This window comes from Bradyrhizobium pachyrhizi (assembly GCF_001189245.1).
Lineage (GTDB): Bacteria > Pseudomonadota > Alphaproteobacteria > Rhizobiales > Xanthobacteraceae > Bradyrhizobium > Bradyrhizobium pachyrhizi.
The window spans coordinates 78,281-89,245 of record NZ_LFIQ01000052.1 but is presented as its reverse complement, the minus strand read 5'-3'; the positions used below and the strand labels follow the sequence as shown (position 1 = coordinate 89,245).

Sequence of the window (10,965 nt, the reverse complement as noted above, 5' to 3'; positions counted from 1 at the left end):
GGACCTGCAAAAGGAGCGTGAGCGGTCCGCACGGCTGGAGCAAGATCTGGCGGCAGCGCATCGCGATAGCGAGACCCAGACGGTGCGGGCGGCAAAGGCAAACGAGGAAGTGTTGCTGCAGAAGCAGGCGGCCGAAGCCAGCGCTGCCGAATTGAGGCAATTGCGCGCCAGGATCGACGTGCAGCCACAGCACCTCCCTTTGTCGCGGAGCGCAATCCATGCGTATGAGGCCGAGGATCGCAAGGCGCACGGCGCGGCCTTGACGACCGGTGCGACCGCGCGGGACAAGTCCATCGAAGTGGCCACCAATCCGACCGCCGAACAGACCCGAGCGGCGCCTGCTCGCGCGGTTGCCCAGCCTGCTCCCGAGCAGGCTGCGGAAGCGGGAGGGTTGGTTGCGCGGGCGAGCTCCTTGCTGCGTCAGGGCGACATAGGCGCGGCGCGGCTTGTACTCGAGCGCGCCGTGGAAATGGGCAGCGCCCAGGCGAGCTTCGCGTTGGCAGAAACCTACGATCCCCTGATTCTTGCGAAGTGGGGGACTTACGGCACGCGCGGCGACGAGCGCAGGGCACAAGACCTCTATGCCAAGGCCAACGCCGCGGGAGTCCAGGAGGCGAAATCGCGTCTGGAAGCGCTGCGCCGATAGCGCATGTGGCAATCCACCGGCAATTTCACCGCCATCGTCCTGACGACGGGCACCACCGCGATCAGCTTCGCTCTCACGCGAGTGGCGCCTCGCCCGGCCGCAACGTCCGGCGACGGGCTTCGCTTTACCGTTCGCGCAGGGCCTCCTGCCGGTACCTTGCCAGCGGCGAAAGCAGGTAGCTGATGATCCTGCGCGTGCCGGTCTTGATTTCGACCGTCACTGCCATGCCCGGCCCGAGCTTGACGAGCTTGTCCTCGATTTGCATGTGCGTCCGGTCGAGCGAAACGCGCGCGGCGTATTCCAGCTCCTGACCTTTAGGCTCGCTGCTGCTCTGTGCCGCGCCCAATGTCCGGTCATTGGGGCTGCCCTGTTGCTTTTCGCGCGTGATGGCATCCGTCGACACGCTGAGCACATCGCCATGAAGCAGCCCGTACCGGGTGAAGTTGAACGTATCGACCTTGATCTCCGCCTTTTGGCCGGGATGAACGAAGCCGATGTCGCGGTTCGACAGCATGGCCTCGATCTCGAGCTGGCTCTCGCTCGGGACCACGACGGCCAGCGCCTGAGCGGGCGTCACCACGCCGCCCACCGTATGAACGGCAAGCTGCTGCACGACGCCGTCGACCGGTGCGGTCAAGCGCTGGAGCTTCGTTCGCCGATCCGCCTTGACGACCTCCTGGGCGGCGCTCGCAGCCTTCTGCTCGGCCTTCGCAAGGGCATCATAGGTCGCGCGGCGATACTCCGCGGCAGTCTTGTCTTTGGTCTCCTTCAGCAGCGCGATCGCCGCATCGGCTTCGCGCAGCCGGCTCTGCTGCAGGACGAGGTCCTGCTGCATGGCGACCAGCTCCTGATACTCCGAGAGATAGACGACCTTCGACGCCAATGCCTTCTCGACGAGACCCTTGCGGATGTCGACGCGCTCCTTCAGCACCGGGATCGTCGCCTCCAGCTTGGCGACGCTCGCCGATGTGGTCGCCCGCTCCGCCTCCTTCTGCCCCTGCTGGCGCTCGATTTCAGAAAGCTTTGCGTTCTGTTCGGCGCGCTGGCTGATCAGGAACTGGCGATGCATCTCGATATCGGCTGCACTCGCGTTTTGCGGCGGCTGGAAGGCCGCGAGCGGGTCTGCGGCCAGCGCGGCGCGCAGCCGCGCGACGTCCAGCTCGGCTGCAAGCAGATCGCTCTTCTGGCGCTCCTGGTCGGCTTCCGTCATCGTCGGGTCCAGCTCGATCAGGACGTCGCCGGCCTTGACGGTCTGGCCGTCGCGGACGCGGATGGCGCGGACGACGCCGGTCTCGAACGGCTGGATCAGCTTGGTGCGCCCGCCCGGCACGATCTTGCCGGTCGCGCTGGCGACGATATCGACGCTGCCGAGCGTCGCCCACACCAGCGCGATGCAGAACACGGCGATGATGCAGGCCCCGATCGCGCGCCCGATCGGTGATGGCGGCGATTCGGCGATCTCGAGCGCCGCCGGTAGAAAGGCGATTTCTTGCTCGCGGCGGCGAGGTTCGCGTCTCGGGAACGCGACGATGTTGCGGCTAGCGGACGTCATGGATACCGGCCTGCAGATAATGGAGGTTGGCGTAACGGCCGTTGGTGCGGATCAGCTCGTCATGGCTGCCGTCCTCGACGATGCGGCCATGCTCGAGGGTGATGATCCGGCTCGCATTGCGCACCGTCGACAGCCGGTGGGCGATGACGAACACGGTCCGTCCGGCGGAAATCCGCCTCATGTTCTGCTGGATCGCGCGCTCGCTTTCGTAGTCCAGCGCGCTGGTCGCCTCGTCCAGGATCAGGATGCGTGGATCGGTGATGAGTGCACGCGCGATTGCGATGCGCTGGCGCTGCCCGCCGGACAGGCTGCTGCCGCGCTCACCCACGACGGTGTCGTAACCCTCCGGCAGTTCGAGGATGAAGTCGTGGGCGCCGGCTAGCTCTGCCGCTTCGATGACGCGCTCCATCGGCATCGCCGGATCGGCCAACGCGATGTTGTCACGGATCGTGCAGTTGAACAGTACGTTCTCCTGCAGCACGACGCCGATCTGGCGCCGCAGCCAGCTCAGATCGACCATCGCGAGGTCGACGCCGTCGACGAGCACGCGTCCGCTCTCCGGGACATAGAGACGCTGGATCAGCTTGGTGACGGTGCTCTTGCCCGAGCCCGACGAACCCACGATGCCGATGACCTGGCCTGGCTCGACGCTGAAGGACACGTCGTGCAGCACCTCGGGGCCGTCGATGCGGTAGCGGAAAGTCGCGTGCTCGAATGTGACCTGGCCGCGGATCGGCGGCAGCGCCGCGCGGGCCGGCGTGAAGCTCGGCTCGGGAATGGTGTTGAGGATGTCGCCGAGACGATCGATCGAGAGGCGGGCTTGATGGAAGTCCTGCCAGATCTGTGCGAGCCGCAGAACCGGCGCGCTGACGCGCGCGGCCAGCATGTTGAACGCGACGAGCTCGCCGACAGTCAGGTCTCCGCTGACCACCAGGCGGGCGCCGAAGTAAAGGGTCGCGGCGATGACCAGCTTGTTGATCATCTGGACCGCCTGGCTCGCCGTGTTGTTCAGGCTGAGCACGCGGAAGCTTGCGGACACATAGCCGGCGAGCTGCTCCTCCCAGCGGCGTTGCATCTGCGGCTCGACCGCCATGGCTTTCAGCGTTTCGATACCGGTGACGCTCTCGACCAGGAAGGCCTGGTTCTCGGAACCGCGATTGAACTTCTCGTCGAGGCGCCGACGGAACAGCGGCGCGGCTCCCGCGGAGATGCCGATGTAGAGCGGGAAGGACGCCAGCACGATCCACGTCAACGTCGTCGAGTAGTAGAACATCACCGCAAGGAAGACGACGGTGAACAGCAGATCGATCACCAGTGTGAGCGCCGAGCTGGTCAGGAACTGGCGGATGTTCTCGAGCTCGCGGACGCGCGCCACCGAATCGCCGACGCGGCGGGCCTGGAAATAGGCGATCGGCAGCGCCAACAGATGACGGAACAACCTGGCGCCGAGCTCGACGTCGATACGGTTTGTCGTATGCGCGAACTGATAGACACGCAGCGTCTCGAGAACGGCCTCGAACACGGTCAGTACGACAAGCCCGACGACCAGCACGTCGAGCGTGCTCATGCTTCGATGCACGAGCACCTTGTCGATCACCACCTGGAAGAACAGCGGCGAGACAACGGCGAAGATCTGAAGGAAGAACGACGCCGCCAGCACCTCGCCGAGCAGGCGACGATACTTTTGCATGGCGCCGACGAACCAGGAGATATCGAAGCGCCGCGCGAGGTCGGTCAGGCTCGCGCGCCGGGCCATCAGGATGATGCCACCGTCCCAGATGGCCTCGAGTTGCGCCTGGGTGATTGCTTCGGGCCGCGGAGACAGCGGGCGCTGAATGAGGAGCTTGTCGTCGATAACCTTGCCGAGGATCAGGAAGCTGCCGTCGCGCAGCAGCGCGATGCCCGGCAGCGGGGTGACGGCAAGCCTGTTCCAGCTCGTCCTCTGCACCTTTGCCTTGAGCCCGAATTCCTTGGCACAGCGCAATATCTCAGTAACGCCGAGGCGCGCTGCGCCGATCCGGTGGCGAATTTGGCCGGGGTCGGCAGCGATGCCATGGCAACGCAGCAAGATCGCCAGCGCAATGAGCCCGGATTCATCGTCGTTTTCGGAGTCGACGCCGGCGGCCGGGGATTCGGTGTTCGCCGGATGGTCTGCGACATCGTCGAGAGGCCCGCGCATCAGGATGCCAGGTCTCATCGTCAAGAAGCTCTTCGTGAGGCCGTCACGGGCACGCATCAGGCCCCCGCCGGCGCGGTGCATCAGGCCGGCGCCCAGGTCAAACGAGCGCGTGCGGATGCCGGCAAATGCATGACGTGCGCGCTGTGCGAGGCTCTGTGATCCAGCACAGATCAAACCGCCATCCCAGATCGCTTCGAATTCCGCGCGCGTCATCCGGCTCGGATGCGGCGAGGTCGGGTGCAGCACAAGCGCCACCTGGTCGTCGATCTTGCCGAGCAGCAGAAATCCGCCGTCACGCAGCGAGGCGATTCCGGGCAGCTGGATACCCGCAAGGCGGGTCCAATCCATTGTCCGCGAACGGACCTTGACCCCGAATTCGCGCGCGCAGCGAAGCATCGCGCGGATGCCGATCTCGTCGCTCCCGCAACGATCGCGGAGCTGGTCCGGCACAGTATTCACGCCATGGAGGCGCAGGAACAGAGCTAGCGCGCGAAGCCCTAGATCTGCAGCGGGGGCATTTCCGTTCTGGATCGCCATTCTTACTCAACCCTTCGCGGCTACCCGGCCGCGTTAGTGTTCCTTCTCATGCATTTCCAAAGACTGGGAATTCCAATGTCGCGCATCGACAGAGCATGCGACATACCGCTTGCTCGCAGCCAAAAGGCGCAAGCAACATCAAAGCACTAGGGCCTCGAACCGCGAGGGGATTTCAAAGCAGTGGGATTTTCGACGTGGCCCCCCGACTGCTGAACCGGTTCGTTAATGCGCAAAAATGGCGAAAAAAGTTTCAAATCTTGATTTTTGCACCGTTATGTTGCGCGCAAATTTGCCGCATACCCGAAGCTGTTGCGCCAGCACGCATTTCTATCGCTCGGAAACAGATGCGAGCGATGAAGCCAACCGACACCAAGACCCGCGCGTGACAGTCCCTTCGCCGTTACTGCCCGCGATCGACCACCCGTTTTCAATTCCCAACACGTTGATGGTACTGCACCCGGGCGCAGAGCCCCCGGGTGCAGTAGCCGGATCAACCTTGAGGCTTGCTCAGGAACGAGTTGTGCGTCCAGCCGGTCCCATTCGACATGGCCGCCACGATCTGACCAGCGTCGACCCGACCGGAGCTACCGGCCAGATACTGGTTCAGCAGCGCAAAGCCCTGGCTTGCCTGGGACGCTCGCGCGCCTTGATCGGCCCAACCGGTCGTCTGCGATGCTGTGTTCGCCAGGGTGCTGGTGTCGCCCATCTGCTGCTGCAATTGAGCAAAGCCGTGGTTTGCCCAGCTCCCCGCGTTTCCGCCAGTCCAGTTGGACGGCCGGGGATCCGTCACGCGGATCGTCTGCGGATCCGACGACATCACAGCGCCGGTGGTCGGATCCATAGCGCTCGCGGTCAGCGTGAGGTTCGCGACCGGATGAGCATTGCCCTTGTAGTTCGATGTCAGCGTCAGTCCGCTGTCGACCTGCGCGGACGTCAGGGTGATGTTGTTGCCCCTGAGCGTCGTGCCGTCGCCGGTCGTGATCGTCTCATATCGCGGCAATCCCATGATGCTGAGGGTGAGGTTATCGTTGGGGTCGGTCGTTGTAATGGTCGTCCCCAGGTCGACCTGACCGCCTCTGCCGGCCACCCAAAGCGACTTGTCCGCGACGTCGAGCACCGGTGCGGTCACGCTTGGAGTCGTGGGGGTTGTCGGCGTCGTGGGGTCGGTCGGCGTCGTCGGTTGCGCCGGTATCGTGGGATCGGTCGGCGTCGTCGGCTGCGTCGGTGTCGTGGGCGAAGAGGTGCCCTGCAGCGGAGGCGGCAGGTCGGCCTGCAACTGCGCGGAAGTCATCGAGGTGAAGTAAAGGGTCTTGTAGTTCGTCGTCAGTGCGACCCAATCGCTCATCCCGGCGCCGGGATTGTTGGAGAACCCGTCGACGTATGGGGCTGTCGGGGTCGACCACCAATCGGCTCCCAGATCGGCGACGAGATGCTCGTTCGGATCAGTGGTCCTCATATCGGCCTGGACATAGACGCCATCGACCGTTCCGGCGGAATAGGAGCCGCGTGAGCCCGGCCAGAAATGGTCGTTGTATCCACTGAGGGGCGCAGCGCCCATCGCACTGCCGTCCGCCTGCCTTGTCACGCTCCAGGCAGAGTTCGTGTTTCCGGAAAAGTCGGCGAGAAACTGCGCTCCGGCGATCGGGTCCGTCGCCTGATCTTGCACGAGAACCCAGCCGCCGGTTTTCAGATGCACCCACGTCTGGAAGTTCGCGATCTGAACGTTGGCCGGATTGGAATCGTTGCTTGCCCCGGATTCGGGATAGACCTGTCCCCACCCTGTGACGGAGGTGAAATTGGAGGGCGGGGTGCTGCCTGTATGGCCGGTGCTCCCGCCGTACCAGGAATAGCTAGTGGGGACGCCAAGCGGAAACCCTTCGCTGTTGCCAGGCGTATTTTGATAGGTGACATCGGTCAGCGCCACATTAGTTCTCCATTGCAGACCAGATTTAAGGACGTGAAATTCCGCTGCCGCGCATCGGGGATGTGCGACATATTCCATGCTCGCAACTTCAGTCGCGAACAGATTCCAAAGAATTGCAGCCTCGAACCGCGAGGAGATTTCAAGCAGTGGGTTTTTTGGAAGTTGGCCCCCCCGACTGCTGAGCCGGTTGGTTAATAATCAAAAATGGCAAAAAAACTTTCAAAGTGTGATTTATACACACGTATATCGGCCCCAGTCCCTTGTTTCCCGGTCGCCTATGTTGCAGCGACGGATGCTTGTCGATTCAAGCGCGGATTAGGTTCTGCGCTTCGGGGTAGCCCGCAAGGATTATTGCGACGACCTCAACATCAAGAACACACTTGCCGGTGGAGACGGATCGGTTCTCTTGAATGGCGGCTCGTGGGTTGACGAATCTGAAGCCCGACTATTTGGCCATCCAGCGGCGCCGGAAGGACACGCGGCCGCCTGGTCGCCCGATCGCGCCCTACGAATTCGAACGCAGGCTCTCGGATCGGCTGCGGTTCGCTGGCCGCGGCGAGCGCTCCCGTCGCCATCACGTGACTGCACGGCACTTCAGGTGCCGGTTCGCAAGAGCTGGTTGCAACTCTGGCGTCCCGATCGGTCGTCCAGGTCGCCATTCAATTGAGGGAGAGAACAATGGCTGTCGTCAGAGGGGCAGGGCTCGCGTCCAGCGATCTCTATACTGGGGAAGGTTATGCCGAAGCCCATCCGGGCTGGCATGACGAGGATGCCGGAACCAAGGCCGCGAAGATCGCCAGGATCGTGCGTGCCAACAACATCACCTGCCGGACGATCGTCGACGTCGGTTGCGGAGTGGGAGGCGTTCTGAACGCCCTGCTTGAGCACGACGTCTTCCGTGACTCAACCGCCGTTGGCTACGATATCGCCCCCTATGCCATCACTGCCGCCAAACCGCGCGAACGGGACAATTTGCACTTCCACTGCGGAGACTTCTCGCAAACCAGCGGAAGCTACGATCTTCTATTGTGCATCGATGTTTTCGAGCACATCGATGACTATATGGGCTTTCTGCGAAGGCTCAGAGGGCGTTCGAAATACTATGTGTTTCATATCCCCCTCGACCTTAATGTCCTCAGCGTTCTGCGCGATCAGCCACTTCAGAAACGCAAGGAGGTTGGTCACCTGCATTACTTTGATCAGGCAACAGCTCTGGCGACACTGCGCGACACCGGCTTTGAGATCATTGACAGTCAGTACACCAGGCTTGAAGATTTCCTCCATCTCCACCCCGAATGGCGAACCACGAAAACCCTCCTCGTGAACGCCGGGCGGCGCATTGTCCGGACTGTTGCCGGAGAGGACCTGTCTGTGCGCTTGCTCGGCGGGGCATCACTGATGGTTCTCGCCAGCTAGAACGCGGGTATCGGCGGCGCAAGCCGCCCGAGACCTGGGAGGTTCACGAGAATGTTTTGCGAAAATGAGTGAAGGAGTTCGGCTCCGATCCTGTGCAGGCCTTTGCCGGGTCACGGCCAGATGAAGCCCGAGCAGCAGAGGTAATTGCGCGGCTCAGGCGTGAGGTCAGCAAGCTCAGGGCTGAACGGGATATTCTGGATTTCCATCGCCATCGTGACCGCTCCTGAACCACCCCCTCGGATCTTGCCGCCGCGGATGCGATGATCCTTGGCGAGCGCGCCGCGCGCTTGGACGCGGAGGCTGTTGCGGCAAGTGCCCGAGCGGATCTGTCGAGCACTGAAGCGCTGTTCAGCTATCTCAAGGGCGGCGGGTCGGCTTGTAGTTGCGCTTCGGTCATGGTCGTGAAGAAGAAGTACTGGTACGTCGTCGTCAACTTGACCCAAGTGCCCATGCCGATGCCGGGATTATTTACAAACACTCCATTTTGGTAGAGGTACGGAGCTGAGGTGTTTCTCCACCAGTCAGCTCCAAAGTTTGCGATCAGATTTGCACTTGCATCATCGGTGCGTAGCTGTGCCAGCGAGAACACCCCGTCGACTGTTCCGGGAGTATACGATCCTCTCGGCTCAATCCAGAAATGATTATTATAGTCGGATGCTGGCGAGTCCATTCTTACGCTTCCGTCAGACTGAACAACGAGACTCATTTCCGAAGAGGAGTTGTTGGAGAAGTCTGCCACGTAATGCCGGCCACCGATGGAATTCGTGGCTTGATCTTGTACAAGTTGCCAACCGCCACTCGTCAAGTGCACATAGACGCGATAGTCCTTCAAGTAGACGTTGGCAGCAACGTTCGAAACACCGACTTGCGGATAAATCTGTCCCCAACCCGTCAGTGAAGAGAAGTCGGTAGGAGAAACAATGTTCCCGGTGGCGGCGGGGCCGCCTGCATACCACGAGAAATAGGTCCTGACTCCGTGTGGATATATTCCGTTGTCATATCCGGAAGTCTGCGAAACCACACAATCGATCGACAAGGACGTGCAGATGGGTTTGAGTACCGGACGCTTGTGTAGTTGCACCTGCAGCACTGGATTGTGATGACACATTCCCCGCTGCGTCATGTGCGACGCAGATTCGATCTCTAACAAGAGATTACGGTTGTCGCTGCATCGTCCGTACTGGAACGGAGGCGCTATCGTCGCGGCGCTCGCCAATGAGACGAGGGCGCCGAGTAACATGAGAGCGGCAAGATGCTCTTTCATGGGAAGTGCTCATAACCAGTATCGGCCGATGCTGCCAACAGCGGCCATGTTGCTGTTCAGATAGTTCCTCGGCTCGCCGATGCTTCAATCCGCGAACCAGCAGTCATCGAGATGTATGAGTAGCGCGATCCTGAGTCACGTTCGGTGACGGCTTCAGGTTGAGCCAGCACAACAAACATACTGACGATCAAGTGCGAAAACGCCACCGTTTCCCTGTCGAAGCTCGCATCGAACGATGCGACCAGCGTGACGCCGGCAAACATCGCAAGCCACAAGTGCAGGACTCCAATTTCTGCTGACCGTTTTCCATATGAGGAAACGAGCCGCCGCCCGTCCGACATTGCGGCCAGCGGAAGACTGAACCAAAACATGGCAAAGGTGATCAGGCCGACCACGCCCGACTCGAAGAATATTTCCACGAACTGACTATGCGCCAAAAGAGAAAACGGGCTATAGAACCCTACTTGACCGGGGCCATATCCGATCCACGCTCGTTCCAATCCAAGTGTGGACAGATAGTACCAGTGGTGAATGCGCCAATGGACCGAGGTCGGCGCGGTGCGCCAGTCCCACACCGCATATTCGCCTCTTATGATATATTCCGGAACGGTGCTCAGGTCCGAAAACAACTCTCCAAACGGAGATATCCATAGGAGGATCGCGAATGCTGCCGCGAACACGGGAAGGAGGGCCGGCCGCTGGACAAAGAGGTATACGGTGAGGGTCACTCCGAGCAGCGCGACACCGGTCCTTGAAGCAGAAAGGACCAGGGCAACAAGAAACAGCAAGTACACCGCGATGTGAAAGTGCTGAATGGGAAGGCGCATTTTCCGGCGCGACAGCTCGCAAACGAAAAAGGTCAGCACGATCTCAAGACTGTAGGGTACCGGGTGCGAAGAAAGACCCGCGACCCGTTCAAACTTGTCGTATTGCGTGACGAGCTCTGCATGACCGGTCAGGTATTGACCGAGCCCCACCGCGGAAATGACGAATAACAGCAACACGTAAACACGATGCACGCTCGGACAAAAATTCGGATGCCGATAAAGGGCGGAGAGCAGTGTCACGAACATGATCAGGTACACATACCTGAACATCTCGTACCAGGCGGCATACTGGTCGATAATCTTGCCCGCTCCGAAACCATTGATGACAAATGACAGCACGCAAGCGGCAAAAAAGACGGACATGCATATCAAAAGTACGAAGAGTCTTTTATGTATCCTGACATGTCGCGTGTGCCAGGCGGCCACAACACCGATCCCGATGACGGTGAGCGACAGGATCATGGAAAAGCTCGTCCCGGACAGACGGTCGAGGCCGTTGGAGATCGATCGAAAGAACGTATAGATGAGGAAATACAGCAAAAGCATATTCATCTTGAACGTCGCTTTGGTTCGATCGACTTGAGGCGATACCTCAATTGCAGGACGGGAATCGCGCGTTG

Annotated in this window: 6 protein-coding genes and 2 pseudogenes; 3 read left to right on the top strand and 5 right to left on the bottom strand. The window is 61.1% G+C overall.

Features of this window, described 5'->3' with window-relative positions; genetic code table 11:
• A pseudogene (locus AKL29_RS09910) lies at window positions 1–646 on the top strand (hypothetical protein); the annotation flags it as partial.
• Between the two features lie 124 nt (window positions 647–770).
• Here the strand turns inward: AKL29_RS09910 and AKL29_RS09905 are convergent.
• The 3 genes from AKL29_RS09905 to AKL29_RS09895 all read right to left on the bottom strand — a co-directional run bounded on the left by AKL29_RS09905 (window position 771) and on the right by AKL29_RS09895 (window position 6,838).
• Window positions 771–2,198, bottom strand: a complete 1,428-nt coding sequence (locus tag AKL29_RS09905) for an HlyD family type I secretion periplasmic adaptor subunit (RefSeq protein ID WP_050384010.1) — start codon at window positions 2,196–2,198, stop codon at window positions 771–773.
• Entirely contained in the window at window positions 2,185–4,827 is a 2,643-nt protein-coding gene (locus AKL29_RS09900; RefSeq protein ID WP_244481881.1) for a type I secretion system permease/ATPase, read from the bottom strand. Before AKL29_RS09900 ends, AKL29_RS09905 begins: the two co-directional genes overlap by 14 nt.
• 577 nt (window positions 4,828–5,404) lie before the next feature.
• On the bottom strand, window positions 5,405–6,838 hold the full coding sequence (locus tag AKL29_RS09895; RefSeq protein WP_050384009.1) for a hypothetical protein: 1,434 nt from the start codon (window positions 6,836–6,838) through the stop codon (window positions 5,405–5,407).
• A 678-nt stretch (window positions 6,839–7,516) separates the two neighbouring features.
• On the opposite strand from AKL29_RS09895, the gene AKL29_RS09890 reads away from it, so the two are divergent.
• Together AKL29_RS09890 and AKL29_RS41715 are read left to right on the top strand one after the other, a co-directional pair.
• Window positions 7,517–8,254 (top strand): class I SAM-dependent methyltransferase, encoded by a 738-nt coding sequence (locus AKL29_RS09890; RefSeq protein ID WP_028335225.1) that lies wholly within the window; start codon window positions 7,517–7,519, stop codon window positions 8,252–8,254.
• Window positions 8,255–8,261: 7 nt separating this feature from the next.
• A pseudogene (locus tag AKL29_RS41715) lies at window positions 8,262–8,451 on the top strand (transposase); the annotation flags it as partial.
• Window positions 8,452–8,606: 155 nt separating this feature from the next.
• Here the strand turns inward: AKL29_RS41715 and AKL29_RS40460 are convergent.
• A complete protein-coding gene (locus AKL29_RS40460; protein ID WP_080667128.1) occupies window positions 8,607–9,518 on the bottom strand; it encodes a hypothetical protein in 912 nt (303 codons plus the stop codon).
• A gap of 56 nt (window positions 9,519–9,574) precedes the next feature.
• Window positions 9,575–10,897 carry an O-antigen ligase family protein gene (locus AKL29_RS09880; protein WP_050384008.1) on the bottom strand — a complete coding sequence of 441 codons (1,323 nt, stop codon included), beginning with the start codon at window positions 10,895–10,897 and terminating at the stop codon, window positions 9,575–9,577.
• Window positions 10,898–10,965: the final 68 nt, after the last annotated feature.